This is a genomic window from Myroides sp. C1519, from assembly GCF_038039755.1.
GTDB classification, from domain to species: domain Bacteria; phylum Bacteroidota; class Bacteroidia; order Flavobacteriales; family Flavobacteriaceae; genus Flavobacterium; species Flavobacterium phaeum_A.
Window position 1 is genome coordinate 83356 of sequence record NZ_JBBPHM010000011.1, and the last position, 21696, is coordinate 105051.

At 35.5% G+C, this 21696-nt stretch carries 25 protein-coding genes; 22 read left to right on the forward strand and 3 right to left on the reverse strand.

Features of this window, described 5'->3' with window-relative positions; translation table 11 throughout:
• Positions 1–50 precede the first annotated feature (50 nt).
• On the reverse strand, positions 51–1529 hold the full coding sequence (locus AABL81_RS07990; protein ID WP_341340765.1) for a catalase: 1479 nt from the start codon (positions 1527–1529) through the stop codon (positions 51–53).
• A gap of 293 nt (positions 1530–1822) precedes the next feature.
• Here AABL81_RS07990 and AABL81_RS07995 point away from each other — a divergent pair, with 293 nt between their 5' ends.
• The 6 genes from AABL81_RS07995 to AABL81_RS08020 all read left to right on the forward strand — a co-directional run bounded on the left by AABL81_RS07995 (position 1823) and on the right by AABL81_RS08020 (position 6748).
• Positions 1823–2584, forward strand: a complete 762-nt coding sequence (locus AABL81_RS07995) for a GNAT family N-acetyltransferase (RefSeq protein WP_341340766.1) — start codon at positions 1823–1825, stop codon at positions 2582–2584.
• Positions 2585–2776: 192 nt separating this feature from the next.
• Positions 2777–3829, forward strand: a complete 1053-nt coding sequence (locus AABL81_RS08000) for a tyrosine-protein phosphatase (RefSeq protein WP_341340767.1) — start codon at positions 2777–2779, stop codon at positions 3827–3829.
• Between the two features lie 81 nt (positions 3830–3910).
• Complete coding sequence (locus AABL81_RS08005) at positions 3911–4522, forward strand: hypothetical protein (RefSeq protein ID WP_341340768.1); 612 nt, start codon at positions 3911–3913, stop codon at positions 4520–4522.
• 13 nt (positions 4523–4535) lie between these two features.
• Positions 4536–5219, forward strand: coding sequence for a DUF4328 domain-containing protein (locus tag AABL81_RS08010; protein WP_341340769.1), 684 nt, complete (start codon positions 4536–4538; stop codon positions 5217–5219).
• A 73-nt stretch (positions 5220–5292) separates the two neighbouring features.
• Complete coding sequence (locus tag AABL81_RS08015) at positions 5293–5991, forward strand: hypothetical protein (protein WP_341340770.1); 699 nt, start codon at positions 5293–5295, stop codon at positions 5989–5991.
• A 40-nt stretch (positions 5992–6031) separates the two neighbouring features.
• A complete protein-coding gene (locus AABL81_RS08020) occupies positions 6032–6748 on the forward strand; it encodes an SDR family NAD(P)-dependent oxidoreductase (protein WP_341340771.1) in 717 nt (238 codons plus the stop codon).
• Positions 6749–6815: 67 nt separating this feature from the next.
• Here the strand turns inward: AABL81_RS08020 and pdxR are convergent, their stop codons facing one another.
• On the reverse strand, positions 6816–8297 hold the full coding sequence (pdxR, locus tag AABL81_RS08025) for a MocR-like pyridoxine biosynthesis transcription factor PdxR (protein ID WP_158210555.1): 1482 nt from the start codon (positions 8295–8297) through the stop codon (positions 6816–6818).
• Between the two features lie 512 nt (positions 8298–8809).
• Between pdxR and AABL81_RS08030 the strand changes: the two genes are divergently transcribed.
• The 12 genes from AABL81_RS08030 to AABL81_RS08085 all read left to right on the forward strand — a co-directional run bounded on the left by AABL81_RS08030 (position 8810) and on the right by AABL81_RS08085 (position 18041).
• The gene (locus AABL81_RS08030; protein WP_341340772.1) at positions 8810–9184 is read left to right on the forward strand and encodes a hypothetical protein; all 375 of its coding nucleotides are present in this window, start codon (positions 8810–8812) and stop codon (positions 9182–9184) included.
• 14 nt (positions 9185–9198) lie between these two features.
• Positions 9199–9606, forward strand: a complete 408-nt coding sequence (locus AABL81_RS08035; protein WP_341340773.1) for a helix-turn-helix domain-containing protein — start codon at positions 9199–9201, stop codon at positions 9604–9606.
• A 136-nt stretch (positions 9607–9742) separates the two neighbouring features.
• Complete coding sequence (locus AABL81_RS08040) at positions 9743–10351, forward strand: hypothetical protein (protein WP_090407028.1); 609 nt, start codon at positions 9743–9745, stop codon at positions 10349–10351.
• Positions 10344–11462: an aminotransferase class I/II-fold pyridoxal phosphate-dependent enzyme gene (locus tag AABL81_RS08045; protein WP_341340774.1), complete on the forward strand. Its 1119-nt coding sequence runs from the start codon at positions 10344–10346 to the stop codon at positions 11460–11462. The genes AABL81_RS08040 and AABL81_RS08045 overlap by 8 nt, the downstream gene beginning before the upstream one ends.
• A 4-nt stretch (positions 11463–11466) precedes the next feature.
• Positions 11467–12075 carry a dethiobiotin synthase gene (bioD, locus tag AABL81_RS08050; RefSeq protein WP_341340775.1) on the forward strand — a complete coding sequence of 203 codons (609 nt, stop codon included), beginning with the start codon at positions 11467–11469 and terminating at the stop codon, positions 12073–12075.
• 81 nt (positions 12076–12156) lie between these two features.
• Complete coding sequence (locus AABL81_RS08055) at positions 12157–12486, forward strand: DMT family transporter (protein ID WP_158210558.1); 330 nt, start codon at positions 12157–12159, stop codon at positions 12484–12486.
• A gap of 269 nt (positions 12487–12755) precedes the next feature.
• On the forward strand, positions 12756–13673 hold the full coding sequence (locus tag AABL81_RS08060) for a pirin family protein (RefSeq protein WP_158210559.1): 918 nt from the start codon (positions 12756–12758) through the stop codon (positions 13671–13673).
• 10 nt (positions 13674–13683) lie between these two features.
• Complete coding sequence (locus tag AABL81_RS08065) at positions 13684–14073, forward strand: OsmC family protein (protein WP_158210560.1); 390 nt, start codon at positions 13684–13686, stop codon at positions 14071–14073.
• Positions 14074–14085: 12 nt separating this feature from the next.
• On the forward strand, positions 14086–14373 hold the full coding sequence (locus AABL81_RS08070) for a GNAT family N-acetyltransferase (protein ID WP_158210561.1): 288 nt from the start codon (positions 14086–14088) through the stop codon (positions 14371–14373).
• A 145-nt stretch (positions 14374–14518) separates the two neighbouring features.
• A complete protein-coding gene (locus AABL81_RS08075; RefSeq protein WP_158210562.1) occupies positions 14519–15580 on the forward strand; it encodes a hypothetical protein in 1062 nt (353 codons plus the stop codon).
• Positions 15581–16056: 476 nt separating this feature from the next.
• Complete coding sequence (locus tag AABL81_RS08080) at positions 16057–17220, forward strand: erythromycin esterase family protein (RefSeq protein WP_341340776.1); 1164 nt, start codon at positions 16057–16059, stop codon at positions 17218–17220.
• Between the two features lie 29 nt (positions 17221–17249).
• Positions 17250–18041 carry a tetratricopeptide repeat protein gene (locus tag AABL81_RS08085; protein ID WP_233269257.1) on the forward strand — a complete coding sequence of 264 codons (792 nt, stop codon included), beginning with the start codon at positions 17250–17252 and terminating at the stop codon, positions 18039–18041.
• A gap of 67 nt (positions 18042–18108) precedes the next feature.
• Here the strand turns inward: AABL81_RS08085 and AABL81_RS08090 are convergent, their stop codons facing one another.
• On the reverse strand, positions 18109–19092 hold the full coding sequence (locus tag AABL81_RS08090) for a DUF6624 domain-containing protein (RefSeq protein WP_341340777.1): 984 nt from the start codon (positions 19090–19092) through the stop codon (positions 18109–18111).
• Positions 19093–19250: 158 nt separating this feature from the next.
• Here AABL81_RS08090 and AABL81_RS08095 point away from each other — a divergent pair, with 158 nt between their 5' ends.
• From AABL81_RS08095 to AABL81_RS08110, 4 genes are all read left to right on the forward strand, one after another.
• Positions 19251–19847 (forward strand): hypothetical protein, encoded by a 597-nt coding sequence (locus AABL81_RS08095; protein WP_341340778.1) that lies wholly within the window; start codon positions 19251–19253, stop codon positions 19845–19847.
• Between the two features lie 114 nt (positions 19848–19961).
• Entirely contained in the window at positions 19962–20462 is a 501-nt protein-coding gene (locus tag AABL81_RS08100; RefSeq protein WP_341340779.1) for a hypothetical protein, read from the forward strand.
• A 72-nt stretch (positions 20463–20534) separates the two neighbouring features.
• A complete protein-coding gene (locus tag AABL81_RS08105; protein ID WP_341340780.1) occupies positions 20535–21083 on the forward strand; it encodes a HutD family protein in 549 nt (182 codons plus the stop codon).
• Between the two features lie 113 nt (positions 21084–21196).
• The gene (locus AABL81_RS08110) at positions 21197–21625 is read left to right on the forward strand and encodes a hypothetical protein (RefSeq protein WP_158210569.1); all 429 of its coding nucleotides are present in this window, start codon (positions 21197–21199) and stop codon (positions 21623–21625) included.
• Positions 21626–21696 lie beyond the last annotated feature (71 nt).

Sequence of the window (21696 nt, forward strand, 5' to 3'; positions counted from 1 at the left end):
AGTACCCTTACTCGTTTTAACGCTAATAAAATTAACTTTGGAAATATATATTATGAATTCATATGTTTATTAACGTCAAAGTTTAATCCTTTTGCAATACCCATTCCAAGTTCCATATCTGCTCTGAACCAGTGGCATAATTGACGACCAATGATTTCATCGCGTTTCGGACCATCAATACCACTCATAGCAGCAACAATATTGTTGATTGTATTTTGTTTTGCTTCCGGTGTCATGATGCGGAATAAATTACCTGGTTGAGAGAAGTGGTCATTTTCACCTTCTGCATTTCTGTCAAAACGATCAGCCATAGTACTTTGTAACTCTCTCGCTGGTTCTTTATAACTTGGGTCAGCCACAATGTTGTCAAAACTATTAGGGAAATAGTTAGGCTCACTACCACCATTACCATCTACGCGCATATACCCATCTCTTTGGTAATTGTTAGTTGCAAACGGACAACGGTTTACCGGTATCTGCTCATAGTTAGCACCTAATCTGTAACGTTGTGCATCTGGATAAGACAAGATACGCCCTTGTAACATTTTATCAGGTGAGAATCCAATACCATCTACAATGTGAGTAGGAGCAAAAGCAGCTTGTTCTACATCTTGGAAGTAGTTAGCAGGCATTCTGTTTAATTCCATTACCCCAACATCAATAAGAGGGAAGTCTTTATGAGGCCATACTTTAGTAACGTCAAACGGATTTACCTTAGCATTGTTTGCTTCCTCCATTGTCATTACCTGAATTTTCAAGTTCCATTTAGGGAAGTTACCACTTTCGATATTATCGATTAAGTCGCGTTGTGCATAATCCATATCCGTAGCTCTCATTTGATCAGCCTCAGGACCAGTCAAGTTTTTAATACCTTGTGCTGTTTTAAAGTGAAACTTCACATAGACAATCTCGTTGTCTTTGTTGATCATAGAATAGGTGTGGCTACCATACCCATTCATATGTCTATAACCAAACGGAGTACCTCTATCAGACATTAAAATCAACACTTGGTGTAAACTTTCTGGGTTAAGAGACCAGAAATCCCAAACCATTGTAGGTGATTTTAAGTTTGTATGTGGGTGTCTTTTTTGTGTGTGGATAAAGTCAGGGAACTTTTTAGCATCCTTGATAAAGAACACAGGGGTGTTGTTTCCAACCAAATCCCAGTTACCATCTTCTGTATAGAATTTCACAGCAAACCCACGCGGATCACGCTCAGAGTCAGCAGAACCTTTTTCTCCACCTACTGTTGAGAAACGAACAAATAAGTCTGTTTTCTTTCCAACTTCGCTAAATACTTTAGCTTTTGTATATTTTGTAATATCGTTTGTAACTGTAAACGTACCAAATGCACCAGCACCTTTTGCGTGTACAATACGTTCTGGAATACGCTCTCTGTTGAAGTGTGCTAACTTCTCGTGTAAAATATAATCTTCTAATAATACTGGACCTCTTGCTCCAGCAGTTAATGAATCTTCGTGATCAGTGTACGGTCTTCCAGAAGCTGTTGTCAATTTTTTAGTTTCCATAATTAGTTATTTTTTGTTTTTTTCTATACCACAAATATAGGGTGGTAAAGAGTTGATTACCAGTTGTTGTTATATTTTGTATCAATACACGAATAAGTATAATCTATCAGTAAAAATAAAACGATAGAAAAACCATATATAATGTATAGCCCTTGTAGAATATAGGGTTCGCTTACTAAATTACAAATAATTTTTTGAAACTACTTTATTCTCTAATTAATTGATTTTATTCGATTTAATAGCATTATATTTAGTACGTTGAAAATAACATCGCAATTTGCACTGATAATAATATGGAAAATAATCAACTTACTTTCTTTAGATCATTAGAAACTAATTCCCCAGCCTATACTAATTTAGTGGAGCAAGTGAATGAGCAAAGTGTTTGGCCAAAATACATACTACAAGACCGCAATAATCTAAAATATTGGGATAAACTCTATGAGGTGTTTCCCCTATATCAATTCTTTCTTTTAGAGGGTAATCGCGTAGTAGGTAGTGGCAATTGTGTTCCCTTATACTTAACCCCAAAAGAAAAAGAGGACTTACCTGATGAAGGGTGGGACTGGGCGATAGCTAAAGCCTTTGCTGATTTTGAACAGGAGTTGAAACCAAATACCCTTTGTGCGTTGCAAATTAGTGTTGATCCTGCTTATCAAGGAAAGGGCGTGAGCAAACACTTGATTGATTATATGAAGGGAATTGCTGTTGAGAGTAACTTCTCTGATTTTATTCTACCAATACGACCTACGTTAAAACACAGGTATCCGTTGCAACAAATGGATAGTTATATGCAGTGGATTAACAATAGAGGACTTCCTTATGATGCGTGGATACGCAGTCACGTTAGAAATGGGGCAACCATAGTAAAGGTGTGTAACAAAGCAATGGCAGTAGAAGGTACGGTGTTAGAATGGGAGGCGTGGACCAACTTGACGTTTCAGACATCAGGTGAGTATATTCTTCCGTTTGCATTAAATCCGATGAAAATAGATATGGCATTGAATAAGGGAACTTATGTAGAGCCTAATGTTTGGATGCGCTATGCATTGTAAAGAGTTATTCAATATTAAAATGCTACATTAGCATACTTAAAAAGCGAAATAATTACCGATATAGTACACAAGCGAGTTAGATTGTAAGCTCGCTTTTTTTATGGCTTATTTGGATTAGAATTCTCTAATAACAAAGCAAATACAAGGGCTTTTCCGATTAATATCAGTAAATTTGAAGTAAACCACTTAATTATGTTTAGTAAAAAATATTTAGTTATAGCAGGAGCATTTCTTGCCTTACAAGGATGTTCTTATAAAACAACATACCAACCGATTCAATATTCGACGCTTGATAAAGATAATCCTACGATTGTAAAAGATAGAAAAGGTTATATAGCGCATTTTGACAAGGGAGATCAAGTGCTTTTAGGAGATTTAGCTGTTGATTTCCATTCAAAGATGCCCGTTCGTTTGCCTGATACACAACGCAAAGTGTACACTGTTGTTCGCCAAGGTGATACCTTACAGGTGGCTAATCGATTGGTGAACTTCAAAAACGTGATCAACTTTAGAGATATAGGAGGACTTAAAACGAAGGATGGTAAAATCATTAAGTGGGGGAAAATATACAGAAGTGGTCACTTAAACAAGCTTAAGAAGTCGGAGTTCATCCAGTTTGAGAATCTTGGATTATCTACGGTGATTGACTTGCGTACAGACAAGGAAATAGGCAAGAAACCAGACCATATTCCTTCTCGTATGAAGTATTTTAACTACCAAGCGTATGACGATTCTGAAGATATGTTTAGCAAAACACGTAAAGACGTGATTAAGGGACGTGTATCACCAGAAGTGTCTAATGAGTTAGTTAAGGAGTTTTACGGTTTATACGCAACACACGATGTAGAGAAAGTACGTACTATTTTGAGTACAATTCTCGACAATGACAAATCAACTTTGTTTCACTGTTCAGCCGGAAAAGACAGAACAGGTATGGTGGGTGCTATTTTATTGAGCATCTTAAATGTGGATAGAGAGGTGATTATCAATGAGTATTTGTTGTCTAACAATTACAGAGAAAATGATGTAGCTAAACGAATGAAATTAGCAAAGTTTGGCAAGTTATTCTTCCACAATATCAACTATGAAGTGATTGAGAATTTCTCGTGGATTAAACCAGAGTTTATTCAAGCGATGTTTGATGAGATAGATAAACAATACGGCTCAATGGATAATTATATAGAGAAAGGGTTGAAAATCAGTAAAGAACAACGTGAAGCGTATATTGATAAGTTCACTTATTGAGAATAAAGTCAACAGAAATATAGCATTTACTATTGTTAAAAAATACAATTGTATTAATTTAGTCATATAAAAGACGCAAGTATGAAGAAAGTAGTCTTAGCGTTTTGTGCCTTTTTAAGCTTTGTTAGCAGTCAGGCACAGGAAGCAACATTTGGTCAGAAAATAGGAAAACTAATGGAACTTGCTACGGCAGAACCAGCAGATAACACACAGATAAGAGGAATATTAAAAACATTAGCTATTGCTCCAAAAGAGATGCAAGAAGCTGCAATGGACTATAGTATTTACGACGATTTTGAAGGAGATACGTTGTACTACATCCCTTATCGCCAGGCAGATGAACCTCGTTTTTCTGTTGAAAAGCTAAAGCAAAAAGACAAGTTGTTTTACACTATGCAGTTTTTAATTAGCAGTTCATACACTAAGAATCAAAAAGGAGAAGTAAGCTATACAGACCCTGCTTATTTGTACAAAGCTACAGTAGAGGAGTTAATGCCTTATTGTACAACACCTATGACGTATAAAAACGGAAAAGGAAACAATCCGGAGTCGCCTTTACTAAGTTGCGTTTACACCAATCCAAACAGCAAGAGAAGGCTGATGTATTGGGTGGTTTGTGATGAACCAATTGGAAAAAAAGAAGGAAATAGAATTAAAGAAATCAAAATCCAGAGTATCGAACTTTGGAGGTAAAAAAAGTATACGAATGCTATCATCAAATGCAATCAGGGGTAAGGTATTGCACTACGCTATATTAACACAAATCACAACAACATTCGCGGCTCTTAACTGCTATCTTATGCAGTTTTGGGTGGTTAAACAATTAGATGCAGGCGTACAGTTTGTCAATAGAGAATTACTGCGCTTAGAGAGTATTACAAATATTGTAGTCACTTTATCTGCTTTGTCAGGACTATTTTTATTGGTAGTTTTTGTGTTGTGGTTGTACCGTGCGTATGCCAATATGGAGAAATTAGATAGGAATATAGATGCTCCGAAACTGATGCTAATATTCGGATGGATTATTCCGATTTACAATATGATAGTACCTTTCCGTTGGATAGATAAATTGAATTACAGCACGTATTTTCAGTTGAGAAGAATGCAAGTTCAAGGAGGTAAACTAATTAGTTCTAATTTGTTGTTGTTTGGATGGATTACAGTGATTATAGCCAGCTTTATTCGCGGTTATATGCAAAAGAGAAGTGTAGATATGGATTATGATACATTGATGCAATTAGGAATCGCTAAAGAGGTTTGTGTATTGACGGGAATCTTGGTAATGAGCTATTTTATAAGTAATTACAGAAAATTAGAGCATAAATTATATACAGCAAGTCTTGAAAAACCACAAGATGAAGACGAGTCTATTGCTGAGGTAATCGAGTAAGCATAGGTGCATTGCTCATTGACAAAAAGAGCGTCAATAACGGATTAAAAAGAACTATTTTACTTGGTGCTACATGGCAGGAAAACAAGCTTTTATTCAAACAATTCACAAAATAGGCGAACCCTATCTTGCACAGGGGTATGTCTCAACTCAAAAGGGACAAGTGCTTAAGGGCAACGCTATGTCAGGTACTTTCGAGTATCAGATTAAGTTTCAACCCATTGAGAGTGATCCCAAAGAATACATCACTTTATCGTGTACAATTGTCATCCTTTCAGAACAATTGCGCGAGTGGCGTTTTAAGAAATACCGCAGTAAAGATATTGCTACTTCAACCGTGTTTATTGCCAATTTAAAAGAGATTATTCCCGTTCAACCTAAGTTGTTTACGTGGGAAATAAAGGACAAGAAACAAGAGGAGTTTGCGCTGTCTATCACCACTTTTTTAGAAGAATACGTCAATCCGATTTTTACACTATTTGAAGACACTCAAGATGTTGTCAACCACGTTATAGACAATGGTTGGCGTTTAAACGAGTATATGTCGTCTGGCGATTTCGTTTTTCCAATCGACTTTATGTGTTGTTTTGCCAGTAAAAGTGAAGTACAGCGCGCCTTTAACAATTACGTTAAGAGAGAAGGACTATCTTCGCAAGTGAAGCGCGTTTACAAAGAGATGAGTTCCCCTAAATACAAAGGGTTTATCGAGAGTAATTCCGCTAACGATAAAGTGTTTCAATTAGCTTATTTAAACGGTATTCAACTCGTTTAGACAAAGCAACTTGATGCGACTTTTTTAAAACGATCAATCTATGAAAAACAAGAGTTATTTAATATATGGAGTTAGCAAAGGCTTAGGTCGCGCTATTGCCCACGGCTTGCCAAAAGACAACGACATTGTGTACGGTGTTTCAAGAAGTAAACCAGCAGATGCAAAAGACAATTTAGTGTGGGTTCCCGCTGATTTGAGTCAACCCGAAACAGCCGTTAAAGCGGTTGCTGAGGTGTTACAAGAAAAGCAGTTAGACTACCTTATTTACAATGTAGGAATATGGGAGCAGATGGCATTTACAGCCGAATTTGACGTAGAGCAATGCAGTGATGCGGAGTTAATCAACCTTATTCAAACCAACGTAACCTCGTGTATCTTGGCATTGAAAGCCTTTGTCAAGAACCTACGCTTATCGTCAAATGCTAAAATTGTATTGATTGGTTCCACTTGGGGCTTAGACAATCACAACGGAAAAGAAGTAGCCTTTTCAGCATCTAAGTTTGCTTTGAGGGGAATTGTACATTCGATGCGTGAGACTTTGCGTCAAGACAATATTGGTATTACCATTTTAAACTTAGGGTATTTAGCAACGGAATATGACTATACCGTTGATTCCGATATAATTGTAGAAGAAAACCAAGCGAGTTTAATTCCTTTAAGCGATGTTTTACAAGCAATAAAGTTTGTTTTGAGTACATCTAAAGCAAGTTGCGTAAAAGAAATCAATATGCCTGCTATGCAGGATATGAACGTATAAAAACAAAGCCTAAATGTTCTTTAGGCTTTGTTCTATTAATCTATTTTTGTTATCGCTGACGAAAGTGCTACTCATTCATCACGTGATATAGTATATCCAAACTCTGTGCCATTTCTTCCTTCGTTAAATGTCCGAAGCCAAGTCGCATAGCAGTCAATTCGCGATTTTGATACAAGAGTGTTTTTGGAATAAGCAGGTTGTTTTGCAAGCACTTTTTGCTCAACTGCAATAGATTTAACGGCTTTTTCCATTCTGTCCACACTGCTAATCCTCCAGAGGGAATGTCAAATTGCACATCCTCCCCAAAATATTGATGCAATAAGTCGCAAAAAGTGTCACGTCTTTCCTTGTAAATTTTTATAGATTTTTTGAGAGAGCGGAATATTTCCCCTTCTTCAATCAGTTCTCCCAATACCTGTTCCATTAAAACATCCCCTTGTCGATCTATAAGTCGCAAGTGTTTTTGCATTTCTACCAACACACTTTCTGGGGCAACAATAAACCCCGTTTGAAAACTTGGAGCCAATGATTTACCAAACGAACCAATATAAACGACCATTCCATTTGTGTCTACACTTGCCAGTGGTAAAACCGGACTCTTATCATAGTGAAAGTCGTAATCATAGTCGTCTTCTAAGATGATAAAGCCATATTTATTAGCCAATTGCAATAGCTGTACACGTCTTTGGGCACTCAAAGTAACCGTAGTAGGGTAATGGTGGTGTGGTGTTAAGTATAACATTCGTATTTTGTGTTTCTTACACATATTTTCCACCGCATTAGCATCAATTCCCTCTTTATCAATTGGCACTGTCAGTATTTTTGCCCCCGCCTTTTGAAAAGTCATATTGCTTGAAAAGTAGCTCAAATTAGCCACAATAACATTGTCGCCTTGATTTAAAAGTACCTCACAAGCCACGTAAATACTCATTTCAGTACTTCGCGTAATCAATATATTATCCTTGCTTACGTGTAGTCCACGCGACAAATTCAAGTAGTTAGCCATACTCTTTTTAAACGCGTCATTTCCCTCATAATTAGCGTGTCTTAGCTTTTTTTGGTTGCTTTTTCGCTTTAAATTGGCGCTGTAATACGACGATAACTGTTCGATTTGAATAATGCGCGTATCAGGTAACCCATCGTTAAAAAGAAAGTCGCTATGGCTATGTTCATACGGAGTATCCAGTAAATTACTCTTGTTAAAATCATAGCCAGGAGAAGAAGGGTAAGTCTGTAAATAACTCGCCTCATCATCAGTAAAACGCATCGGTTTGTCTGCTTCTTTTTCAATGATAAACGTACCCTTATTCGGCTTCGTTTCTACCCAACCCTGTGCTGTTAGTTCATCGTAAACCGCTACAATAGTATTGCGGTTAACCGACAGTAATTCAGCCAATAATCTCGAACCAGGAAGTTTAGTTCCCTTTGGCAAAAAATCGCGTTGAATGGCATTGCTAAACTGGTTGGCAATCTGCATATAAATAGGCGTGCTTGAATTGCGGTCTATTTGAATAAAGCTCTGATAAGGAATTTTAACTGGACTACTCATAGTATAAATTATAAGCAATTAAATATTCCGGCAATTTACACTTTTTATGCTTTAAACAAGGTTAAGCAAAGTATATTTTTTAGGTAGTTAGTGTTCTTGTTTTAATAGGCTTTTTACTTTGTAAAATAGAAATTTCGACGTTGTACAGTTCAAAATAGTATTCGACGTTGTAAGTGTATTGTAAGAACCAGTTAGTAGCAACTTATTGGTGTTATTTTTTGTATGCTTCCATAGTGTTCCCATAGTGCAACCATATTATTGCTGTAATTCTTAGGAGAGCACTATGGGAGACCCTACTTGTAACTCGAGTAAACCCAGAGTAAACCCAGGTTTTTAGCGGGGAATAAAAACCACTTTTTTGACAAGGAAAGTTGTAGGGCTTTATAGATGATATAGTGATGTTTTATTTGTAAAGCATTATATTTGAGTGTATTGAAAAAGATAGTTGAGGGAGGTTTTTTAAAATAAAACTGAGAAATAATATTTAATTATAACTAATAGGTTATATTTGTATGGAGAAAAAAGCAGTAGTTTTAAAAAGAGGAAAGAAGTATATAATTTGTTGTGATGTCAACTTTATCCCAACATTTATCGAATATGTACTAAAAGACGAAAAATACGGGAGAGAGATTAAGCAGATATTTATGTGTATTTCTGAAGGATTGAAAAGTAAGAAATATGGTGATGAACCTTTCGGTACAAAAGCGTTAAAGCCTTTTTTGAATAGGCAAAATGATAGGATTATATGTCATGTTATGAAGATGAAGAATGAAAAACAACATATTATATTGTCAGAAATTTTCTTTCACAAAAGCTCAAATGACGTTGATAAAGAATTGCTAAACCGCTATAAAATAGTATCTAATTATCGTTATTCTATTCTCTAAAATAAAACAATTATATGAAACAAGATAAATTACAAGAAGTACTATCTACATTAGAAACCACTTCATTCGACTTAACGTTTGAAGCTGCTATGGTTCAAAATAGAATACTCCACACTTTTTTAGAAGTCATTGAAAAGAAAAAGATTACTCAAGCTGAATTAAGTGAAAGAATGGGGTTGTCTCAACCTTTTTTAAGTGCCTTATTAAACAGTAAAAAGAAGTTGAATGTAGAGCATATTGCTAAGTTCCAACACGCTTTAGGCATCGTCTTACAACCCCCTCAGTACTTATCTATAGAAGAACATGAAAATAAGTTTTATGAAAATGAGGAACAATCTACTATTTCTCAAAAACGATATACAACAAGTTTAAAGCGAGTAGATAGTGTAGCAGAAGATGATAAAAATACTTTTAAAGAGTAATTTTAATACTGTTTATCAACAAGTAAAACAGCTGTTTTTTACAAACAAAAACCTCACTGGTCCGTTGTTAATCTTAGAACCGGACTATATTGTTCGTTTTGATGCATAGTACTTTTGGCATCAAAATAAACGACAAATGCAAAATATCTTAAACCAAATAGTACAGGAACCTGTGTTACACGGAAAGTGGTTAAACACACTATCTTATTTAGAAAACGTAGGGGCTCGTAAAATCTCTGCTTGTGAAGACAGCAATAGCGTGAATCTTATTCAGTTAAAACACGCCGCAGAGGAACACCGCCACGCTTTTTACTTAAAAAAGCAAATTAGCAAAGCGGTAGCAGACGGATTTACAACGTATGCAGATGAGTGGTTATTGGCGCCATCACAAACAAGAAGATACCTGAATTTATTGGATTTACACACCTCTCGTTACTTGAGAAACGAACTGCAATTAGCGGGTCGTAACCTAATTGATATCGCTTATTTGTACGTTACTTACGCCATTGAAGTAAGAGCAGACTACCTGTATCCGGTGTATCAAGAAGTATTGACAAACCACAAAAGCAAGGTGATGGTGAAGTCAATCATCGTAGAAGAAGAAGGACATTTAGAAGAGATGATTGAACAATTAGAAGCTTTTTCTCCGGATTGGGAAGTACACGCTAAGAAGATTTTAGAGATAGAAGATCGACTATACAATCAGTGGATCAATCAAGTAGCAACAGAAATAAATCGTGGATAGTCCGCTCGCTATTCGCTCTTTAGCAGAATTGACCACTCGACAAGAACAAGGCAATCTGCGACAGCTGAAGCAGCGCAAAGAGGGAATAGACTTTTACTCCAACGACTACTTGGGATTGGCCAGAAATGAAGCGTTTTTACAACAAATACAACAAGCAGTTTTAGCAGAAGGCAACTTGCTAAGTGGCGCAACAGGTTCCCGCTTAATCAGTGGAAACTCGCCTTGTTTTGTTGCCGTTGAGCACCAATTAGCACAACATCACCAAGTAGAAAGTGCCCTGTTATTTCCCTCTGGTTACAACGCCAACGCAACCTTATTATCCACTTTTGCCAAAAAAGGAGATACCATTATCGTTGATGAGTTGAGTCATCGGTCTATCATAGACGGTTGTCGATTGAGCTTTGCCGACAAAAGAAGGTTTAAACACAACGACTTAGCCGACTTAGAAAAGAAGTTACAAATAGGCAAAGGCAATGTGTTTGTCTATGTTGAAAGCCTGTATTCAATGGATGGCGACTTTGCACCGTTGCAAGAAATATGGGCGTTAACCCAACAATACAAGGCCCATTTAATCGTAGATGAAGCCCATACCTTTGGCGTGTTTGGCTTGGGATTAGTACATCGTGCTAATTTGCAAAATAAGGTATTTGCTACCGTGGTTACTTACGGCAAGGCAATGGGGCAACACGGTGCTTGTGTGTTAGCTAAACAATGGGTGAAGGACTATTTAATCAACTTCAGTTCGTCTTTTATATACAGCACTGGATTACCTGATTTGTTTGCTAAAAGTTTGGCTATTGGGTATGAATTTATCTTTGAAAACAAGGACTTACAACAAACGTTACAACACAATATCACCTTGTTTAGAAGTGGTGTTCAATCTACTCTATCCGATGCGAGTAGTCCGATACAAGTGGTTCTTTTTAGCGATAATGAACAGCTCAAAACCTTTGTGAGTCAATTAGAACAACAAGGTATCAACGCCTTTGCCGTGATGAGTCCGACTGTAGCCCAAGGACAAGAGCGCATTCGCCTTTGTATCCACAGTTTTAACACCCCAAGTGACATAGAACAACTTGTGTGTGCATTGCAACAAGTAAACAAAAAATAGAGAAATGAAACAACAATTATTTATAACCGGAATAGGAACAGAAATTGGAAAAACAGTAGTTAGTGCTGCCTTTGTACAGCGATTTCAAGCTGATTATTGGAAACCCGTACAATCAGGAGATTTACACTTAACCGACACAGAAAAAGTAAGTAAGTTAGTAGATTCGCATTTAGTGGCACATCCGGAGAGTTACCGATTTGAACTTGCAGCCTCACCCCATAAGTCGGCTCGAAAAGAGGGAGTAACGATAGAAGACAGTAAGATTCAACTCCCTCAAACAGCAAATAACCTAATCGTAGAAGGAGCAGGAGGATTATATGTTCCAATGGCAAAAGGGTACTATATGATTGACTTGATTCAGCGATTAGCCTTACCAACAGTGCTTGTGGTACGCAATTATTTAGGTTGTATCAACCACGCTGTTTTGTCGATAGAAGCCTTAAAAGTGCGACATATTCCAATAGCGTATTTGGTATTAAACGGCGAGTTTGATTCAGATACCTATGATGCGATAGTGGAGAATATAGACAGTACAACCCAAATAGTTCGTTTACCCGAATTAACAGAAGTTAATGCAGCAGAGATAAAAAAAATTAGTCAGTATATTAAGTAGATAGCAAAAAAAAAGTACTTCAAAGTATTCAAAATTGAGATATATTATTCAAATTTGCAGTCTAATTTTTTAAACAATAAAATGAACTGGATTATTTTAATCATTGGAGGGCTATGTGAAGTAGCGTTTACTTATTGCTTAGGAAAAGCAAAAGATTCGGTAGGAACAGAAGCATTAGGATGGTATGCTGGTTTTTTAATTGCGTTAGTTTGTAGTATGGCAGCATTGATTAAGGCAGTACAATCACTTCCGTTAGGAACAGCTTATGCTGTTTGGACAGGGATTGGAGCAGTTGGAACAGTGTTGGTAGGTATCTTTGTTTTTAAAGATCCAGCTACATTTTGGCGAATGTTTTTTATTGCTACGTTGATTGGTTCAATCATTGGATTGAAGTTCGTAGCAGCATCATAAGTGTTAAAACTTCCCTTTTTTAAGAAAGGTAAACTTATATTAGAAGTATAATTAAAGGCATAACGAGGCAACTTGTTATGCCTTTTTTTATGTTATTTTTTAATTTAAACCGAATGTTGTAACTTACAAATAGCTTAATTGTAGGTAGTTGTATAGATAAGGCACTTTGCACGAATAACTTAACCTATGTTAAGCTGTATTGTTAGAAGGATGAATAACTTTACACTTGTAGAAATAAGAGAATCATCAACTTTAAAAACGAAAGCGATATGTCAAATATAAGTTTAGTGATAGAAGAACGTGCAGCGAGTATTGGAAACTTTTTAGTGGGTAGGTTATTGCCGTTTAGACAAAAGCGAATGGTAGGACCTTTTGCGTTTATTGACCACATGGGACCAATTGGTGTAGCTGAACACGATAATTTAGACGTTGATCCACATCCACATATAGGCTTATCTACGCTGACTTACTTGTTTGAAGGAGAGATTATGCACCGCGATAGCATTGGTAGTGTAGAACGCATTACACCCGGTGCGGTGAATTGGATGACAGCAGGGAAAGGAGTGGTGCACTCTGAGCGTATGCCAGAGGATATAAGAATAAATAAACCAGATACAATATTACACGGATTACAAATATGGATTGCGTTGCCTAAGGAATTAGAGCAAACAGACCCTTCTTTTGTACACATAGCAGCAGATAAGTTGCCAAGTTGGGAAGAAAATGGGGTTTCGTACAAGCTAATTGCGGGAGAAGCGTTAGGACGCAAATCCGCAGTACCCGTTTATAGTCCGCTTTACTTCATTGAAATCAAGAGTAAAGAGCGTGCGAAAGTAAATATTGGAGCCGGACTTTTTGGTGAGGCAGCGATGTATATCTTAGAAGGGGGAGTGCATAGTGATACAAATTACTATGAGCCAAAGCAGATTTTGGTAGCACAAGACAGTACACTATGTGAGTTTGAAATGGAAGCTAATACAACAGTGTATATTTTTGGAGGAGAGCCAATGGCAGAAGAAAGGTTCTTGTTGTGGAATTTTTTATCACACGATGGAGAGCGTTTACAACAAGCGAAAGAAGATTGGATTAACCAAAACCACGAGGTATTCCCTTTAATTCCTGGAGATGATAAAAGTTATGTACCGTTTCCGGAACCGATGAAAGGATTAAAAACTAAATTAAAATAATATAAGAACTATGGACGTGAATGTTAAAGCAAGATTAGGTAAAGAATTGTACTACACAGAAGTTACCGCAGGAAATAATACATTAATTACAGATGAACCAACAAGTTTAGGAGGAGGAGATAAAGGGTTTAATCCTTTTGAAATATTAGCTACCTCATTGGCGAGTTGTACTGCGGCTACTTTAAAAATGTATATGGACAGAAAGCAGTGGGTTGTAGATGAGATTGTAGTTGATGTAGAGGTGATTAGAGAAACAGAGCGCACTGTGTTCAATAGAAAAGTATCGTTTGTAGGAGGAAATCTAACAGAAGACGAAAACAAACGCTTGAAAATTATAGCAGATAAATGTCCTGTTCACAAGGCATTAATGGGAGATGTAGTTGTTAATACAGAATTTTAATAGAACATAATTATGGTGGTAAAACATACAGCACACGGCAGTAAAGGTGTATTTACGGCGATGAAAGACGGAAAGAAAGCAGGAGAAATGACGTATTCTATGGCAGGAACAGACAAGATGATTGTAGACCATACCGAAGTAGATGAAGCGTTTAAAGGAATGGGTGTAGGGAAGCAATTGTTAGTAGAAGGGGTGGTAGCTTATGCCCGTGAAAACAAGATTAAAGTATTGCCATTATGTCCGTTTGCCTCAGCTGCATTTAAAAAGATGAGTGCAGAAATAGGAGATGTGTTAGCTTAAGCAATAGATTAGTAAATCGCAGGTTTGTAAAATAGTGTTAATGCTAAAAAAAGCTGCTTTAAAATAATAATAAACACTTGCGCTATTGCCTGTAAACCATTTTGTTTTTCCTACCTTTGTCGGGAATTAAAACTATTAATTTTATATGAACGAGAAAACGCCTTTTGGTTTAATAACCACAATAGAAGTACCTTTCGCTTTAAGTGCTAAAGGAAGCTGTTGGAGTAAAGAAGGATTGTTAGTAGCTAATTATGTTTACACAGAAGAAGGGGCTGAAAGTCCGTATGACTTGGTGTACACGATTATTAGTGAGGAAGGAGATTTAAAAGATAGTAAGGAAGATAAAGGAGTTCTACCAACTTTATTTTTAAGTCCGTCTAATGAAAACTACGCATCAGTAGTATCATTAGAAGATGAAAGTGAGCAGACTATTTCATTCCCTATTTTCAATAAAGAGAGCAAAGGATTAAAAGGAAGTAAGTCTTTCAATGGTAGATTTGTAGGGTGTACAGCAAATCATTCTCTATTCTATGACGTAGATATTTGGAGCGATAAACAAGCAGATACAATGATTGTTTTAGCATACGAGAATGACGTTTTAGTATCAGAGAAAAAAGTAGCTATTCCCTTTCCAAAAGACAACAAGATATGTGTTGTCAATGGAGAAATTCACTTGATTACAGAAGTAGAAGAAGGGTGGTTACACCGTCAGATAGATGAAAACGGAGTTGAATTAAGACGCAGAGTGTTAGAGTTTGACTTTCCATTTGTACACGAGGCATTAAACTTATCGTTTGACAAGAACTCATACTTGTTATGTGAGGAAAACGGGGAGATTGGTATCGTAGAGATTGACAGCGAAGGAGAAGGTATGTACGGTGATTTGTACAATATCGGTGATGAGTTCTTTGGAACTTGGCATCCACAACGCATCAATGAGAATACGAATGCGGTTCAGTTTACAACGGAATTCGGTAACGGATGGTTAGTAATCAAAAATGATGACTTGGTAGAATTGTTCTACAACAAAAACAAAAAAGGGTACCAAAACCTATTGACAAAAGAGGTATTGACAATTGACAATAACGATTTAGTATTGTCAGGAATCAGTCCGATTGCAGAAGATAAGTTCGGTATTGTGTTTTACCCACGTAAACAAAGAAAAGAGGCTTATAACAAGTTATTTGTGTTGCAACACCAGATATAATTGTAAAAGCGATTCAATATTAAAAAGACAGGTTATGTATATAGCCTGTCTTTTTTTTATGTCCTTTAGGGAGTATAATATTAGAATGAATATAACATCTTCATTAATTAAAGAATAGGTTTTAAAGTACTGTTATTATTGGCTTCTTTGATACTTGTTTCACAGAAATACCACACAAGTACCACACACCTTCGGGAAAAAGGCTATTTTTCCGAGCCTCTATGGTACTTGTGTGGTAGATGTCTCGAACAAGGTACGTTTAAAACTACACTCTGGTATGTACATTATTGCAATCCCAATTCTATGTCATATATTTTAAATCTTCGCATATTCTGTTTTTGATAGAAAGGGGATGTTGGAGCTTCGTTTTTAACTTTTGTTTCTAATCTAAATCCGCTTGTTATTTGACACTTTACAGAAGTATAGACTAAACGGGAGATAAACTCGTTTATAAATCATAATCAAACACAACAAGTATGAAAAATATGTTCACTTGGTTCATCACAGTATTTCTATATTGTGTGATAGCCAATGCACAAGCCTTACTCACACCAGAGTTGATAACAAACATTGGTAGTAGAGTTTCTTTAGAAACGAGGGTATTGGCATTAGGAGATCCCACACATCAAGAATCAACAATAACAAAACATCGCATCGCTTTAATCAAACAGTTAGTTTTAGAAGAAGGTTATAAGATTATTGCCCTTGAGGGAAATTTATATGAATTATATAGTGCCTATCAAGCATTTTTAAGTACACAAGATGTTTCCCTTTATGACAGGGCTATGTATTCACAACTTAATGCTACAGAGATGGATGAGTTGTATTATTTTGTACAACAACAAAATGAGCAAGGAAATAAAGTAAAGTTAGTAGGATTTGATGGCGCATTATCAGGAACAACACTATCACATTGCATAGAAAGGAAGCTTGTAGAAGTAAACACTTTGTCTGCGATTGAAAAAGAGAGCTTTGTAAATGCGATTGAAAAAGCGAGTATAAGTAATCTAAGCGTTTTATTTCGCAATAATAAAAAGATAAAATCAACTATTGTATCATACAGTGAGCAAGTGCTTGAACAGTTTGTTGTACATACAGATGACGATGCTTTTTTTGCTCAAACCCTGGCTAATTTTATAGCTATGTACAAAGAAGATAGTAGCGATATTTCGAATACTAGAGATGTGGTGATGGCTTCAAATGTAAAGTTTTTATTTGACCATTATGCTGATGAAAAAATAGTGTTGTTTGGATCCTCTACCCATTTTATAAAATCACCTAAGAGCATTAAAACTACCTTTTTTCAAAATAATAGGATTACATTAGGGATGTTGTTAGCACAATCAATAGGTGATAAATATGCTTTTATAGCCTATAGTGCGTTGTCTGGAGAGAAGTTTTCAATGTTTAAAAAAGCAGTACCATTATCTGATGTTGCTGTTAATGCAATAGAAGAACAATATTTAGCCATCTCTGATTCAGCTGTTTTTTTATCTAAAAACGAACAAGAGGCAGAAGGATTGATGTATTGTAGAATGTTAGGACATTCTTTTGTAGAGATGAATTTATGGGAGGTGGTAGATGGACTTGTATTGATTAAAGACGTAAAACCATTTGTAATACGAAAAGGGAAAAAGTAATGAGTAGATTGTACTTTGTATTTTATATAATGATAAGCACTTTTTTATTAGGGTGTAAAGAAAAGAAAGTACTAAAAACAGTACAAGAAAATCAAGAAGCTATTATTCAAAAGCACGCAGTAAAGTGTGCGCATAAAATAAATTATTATGTGCGTATGAAAGACTACCAAGCTTGTTTGGATGCTGGTTTACAAAAAGACAGTACAATAGCATATTTATGGCAACAAAAAGGAATGCCTTATTTTAAAATAAAGAAATATGAGGTGGGAATGGAATATGTGGATAAAGCAGTATTGTATGATAGAAAGCGATATTTGCCTTATAGAGCATTTCTTAAATGTATATTTTCCAAGACATACAAGGATGCAATTGCCGATTTTGAATCTTGTATAAATGAGTTTGGAGATAATTATGAGATGGATCACTCGTATTCTTTTTATATTGGGTTGTCTTATTTACAATTAGAACAATTTGAAAAAGCACAAGAATACTTTGTTAAAGCAGAACAAAAGGCATTACATGATTTTGGTGAACTACACCATACTTTGTGGTTTTATAAAGGAGTTGTCGCTATGGAACTACAGGAATATCAAAAGGCAATTGAAGCTTATTCTTTTGCTATTGCAGAGTATCCTCAGTTTTCAGATGCTTATTATCATAAAGTATTTTGTATGTTTAAATTAGAAAATGAGTATACAGAAGAAATGAAAGAACTACTTGAAAAAGCAGCTATCTATAAGAGTCAAGGGTATTCTATTAATGAGGCAAATGCTTTATATGAAGAATATCCCTATCAAGTAAAAGAGTTTAGGTATCAGTAATGATTCAATATAAAAAAGACAGGTTATGTATATAGCCTGTCTTTTTTTATGCCCTTTAGGGAGTAGATTATTGTTGATCAGTAAGTTTGAGCTGTTTTTCTAAAGCAGGTAACTTTTCCTTATACGTTTGTAACGACCATTTGTTGCCAGTAACTAACTCCATATACTCCTCTAAGGTTTGCTTTAATCCCACAGCTTTACGGCGTTCATTGACTTGGTCAATATCTTCAACCGGCCATAAAACATATTCAGAGCCGTCAATAGACAACGTTTGTGAGCCATAGACTTGTTTGCGTTTTTCACGCATAGCAATGCGATCTTCTAACAATGCTAAATCTTGTCCGTTAGCCTTTTTATCTTTTACAGCCTGTGTCATCATAGGCAGGTATTTTTTCTGTGTGTCCAATTCAGCGTGTTGAATAACTAAAAACAAAGCAGCGTTAGCTTTAATGCCTACATCATCTTTACCTAACCATCCTTTTTCATCTAATATTTGTTGTACCTGAAACAAGTTTTCTTTATCTGTAAGTACCCATTTTTTGAGAAACTCTTTGTATTCCGTACTTTCTGGGTTATATTTTTTTTCAATTGCAGTCCATTCATTTCTAATGCCTTGGTCAGCATCATAAAGCGCCTCTAAATGTTCGCGTACAGAGTTATATTCAGTAGGTGTAGTGTATACTTTATTGTTGAAAGTAAGCATAATATTATGCCATTTTTGTGTGTTTCTCAAGTTTTCAAATTCAGGTAAAACATTAAAAACGATGGCTAATTCTGGGTGTACTTTATCTGAGGTAACGTATTTTTCAAGATAGTCCAATGCTTCTTCATCTCTACTTAGTTTTGCCAATAGCTGTGCACTTTGAAAATAGTAAATAGAATGTGGTGCTTCAACCAGTAGTTGCTTGTAAATGTTCAACGTTTCTTCGTATTTCTCATCAGCCATTAGTGATACCACTCTTTCTAAGAGTACTTTTTCATTAGCCGTTTGCGCTTGAGCAGTGAAATGAAGCGCTACTAACGCGATTATTGTGTAAAATATTCTTTTCATAGTTGAGGTTTAGTTTGGCTAAAATAGTGTTTGTCAGACTGTAATTAAAATAAAGAAGACTGAATTGTAGAAAAACGATACCCAATCGGATATTATAACATTAAATATTGTGTGTAAGAGTTAAAATAGAATAAATTAGCCCTTTGAAATTTAGGAAAATGACAGAAAGAGAGGCTTTTTTAAAAGCGAGTTACCATAAAATTAAAGAGGCGTTTCAACGTGTTGATAGCGAGGAACGTCAAGATGTATATGCGTTGTCTTTTTGGTTTTACAACGAAGATGACGATGCCCGTTATCCAATAATAAATGTAAGTTTTAATACAACATCCCATTTCAAGGAACAAGTAGATTTTGCATCAAGTGAAGCCGAGGCAAAGTGGAATTACGCCTATTGGTTGCAAGATGAGTTGTTAGAAATAGGAGGATGTGAAGATGAGTCGTTGCGCAGGTGGTTAAGTTCAACTCCTTATTACTTTAGTGATGAAGACGATGAAGCAGCAGCAGATGACGATTTGTTATTTGACCAATTGTTAGTAAAAGGGAAACACTTAGAAACAGTGTTTATGGAAGGCATTAAAGAGTTGGTTCTTTCATTACACAATGATGGGGTGATAAAAACTTCTTTTGGTAGGAAAATACCCGTTATACTACACGAATTAGAGTATTATGACAAGCCAATAAGTTGGACAAAAGAAGTAAATGAATCGTACTTGATAGAAGAATTTATCACTGTTTACAACAATGGAGAGCTTTAATCTCAGTGAAGAAGAGTGTACATTGAATAAATTTAATACCTGCGAAAATAAAATTGACAGATGTTAACAATAATTTTATGAATTCAGGGTTATATAGCTATACAACAATATAATATGAAAAATAGAATGTTATTATTTGCTTTGATTTTAAGTAGTTTACTAATCGGATGTGATACTACAAAAAAGAAATCGGATAAGCAAAAAGAAGATACAATAGCAATTGAGGCGTTAGATAGTGTTAGGGATATTTCATATAAAATAGCAAATAGGTATTTTGTAAATAATACAATTGATAATAAACAAGTAGAATATTTAAAGATTACGTGTCAAAAGGATTTTGATAAGTACTTTGGACCATCGCCTGTAATGGGGAAGAATGGAGAGCCAACGAAGATAGACTTTAAAAGTTCATTTGTATTAGCAATTATTGGGCAAGTAACAGATAAGGAAACTACTTTTGAAGTGAAATCATTGCAAGAGAAACCAAATTCTATAGAGTTGAAATATCGCATCAAACAAGATGTAAACGAAAGAGATTATACAGTTCATCCTTTCGAGATGATTATTGTAGATAATATTTATAATAAGGATACTCACTTTATTATAGAGGACTAAACAAAGTGTTAGTTGTTAATTCTTAGGCCTTTAAAGCAATTGTTTTAAAGGCCTTTATTTGTAAAAATAGATATGAAAATAAGAGTTTTAAAAAAGGATAATATAATACCAAGTGTTTGGTCAGGGGGGAAAACGTATGAATATTGTATTTATCCTTCTGAGGGGAGTTATAGTGAAAAACGTTTTAAGCTTCGCATAAGTAGCGCAACAATAGAAGATGTACCTTCTACGTTTACAAAGTTTGACGGTTTTCGCCGTTATTTAGTGATGCTTGACAATACACTGCAGATAACTCAAAATATGGAGGATAAAGAATACAAGCAAAATACGGTGTTTTCTTTTGATTCAGCAGATGATATTATCTCTTTTTCAAAGGGAGTGGATTTCAACTTGATGTTGCATAAGGATGTCAAAGATGAGGTAGTAGAATTGAGAGCATTTCCTTTTATTACCCAATGTAATTTTGTGTTTGTTTTTGCATTGAACGCTATGGATATCCGTGTAAATAAAGAGGTTTTAAAGGTAGAGGAAGGAGATTGTATCTTGGTGGAGAACCCTAAAAAAGCATTATTAGATATTGAAATGGGAAGCCACTCAATTATAGGGTATTTGAATTTATAATGTGTTAGGTACTTAACACAAAGATAATCTATAGGAAATAGTTTAGTAAAGTAAAAAAGAGTGTATTAAGCTTTAGTTTGCGTATTTTGGTGTATATGTAAAAACGTCAATTTATGGAAGTGTCTTATCTTATTGTGCCCTTAGTAAAAGGTGGTGAAAATATATTTGATCAAGAGTTAGCCAAGTTATTTCCCTTTGGAAAGATGAAGGTTTTAAAGATACACGATCAGTTGCTCTTGACACTTTATTTTGATATTGATAATTTGTTAGATTTAGGTGTTTGCAATGAAGAGCAATTGCTTCAAACAGAAGAAATAGTCCACAGTTTTAGTCGAAAGCATCCTTATTTAAAGCTGTTGTACTTACATATTACAGGAGGTAGTGTTTGTTTTTATGAGGGCTATTTGTTGAAAAATAGAAATAAGCTGATGGAGAAGAGTGGCTTAGATGATTCATATTTACCCTTGATACAAGCGTTAGTTCCTACTTATGAGGAACGAACTTTTGAGCCTTTTTTGAGTGTTTTTCTCAGTGAAATTTAAGATTGTGATATATAAGTAGAAATTACTCGATGTAGTTTCTGCTTTTTTTATGACTATAATTGTCGCTTTAA